The 409-nt window shown below is 68.2% G+C and carries 1 protein-coding gene; it reads left to right on the top strand.

Features of this window, described 5'->3' with window-relative positions; genetic code table 11:
• Nucleotides 1-409: transglutaminase-like domain-containing protein (locus FLP08_RS17170; RefSeq protein ID WP_202912810.1), on the top strand; the 409-nt coding region annotated here is incomplete at both ends.

The raw sequence follows: 409 nt of genomic DNA, 5'->3' as shown, positions 1-409 counted from the left end.
TTGCCCGCCGGGAGCCCGCCATGCAGTCCTACCTACAATCCGGCCGCTTCGTGGATAGTGACCACCCGGTGGTGGTGGAGTTCGCGGAAAAATCCCGGGGGAATTCGGCGAAACCGCGTGACCAGGCGGTCGCGCTGTACTACGCGGTACGCGACGGGGTGCGCTACAACCCCTACGTGTTCAGCCGCGATCCGCAGACCCTGAAGGCCAGCCACGCGCTGCAGCAGGGCGAGTCCTATTGCGTGCCCAAGGCCATCCTGCTCGCCGCCTGCGCCCGGCATTGCCGGATTCCGGCGCGGATCGGCCTGGCCGACGTGCGCAACCACCTGGCCACGCCGCGCCTGCTGGAAGCGCTGCGCAGCGAGGTGTTCGCCATGCACGGCTATACCGAGCTGTACCTCGAGGGCCG

The organism is Christiangramia aestuarii (assembly GCF_009735585.1).
GTDB classification, from domain to species: domain Bacteria; phylum Bacteroidota; class Bacteroidia; order Flavobacteriales; family Flavobacteriaceae; genus Christiangramia; species Christiangramia aestuarii.
This window is presented reverse-complemented; position numbering and strand designations above follow the sequence as displayed.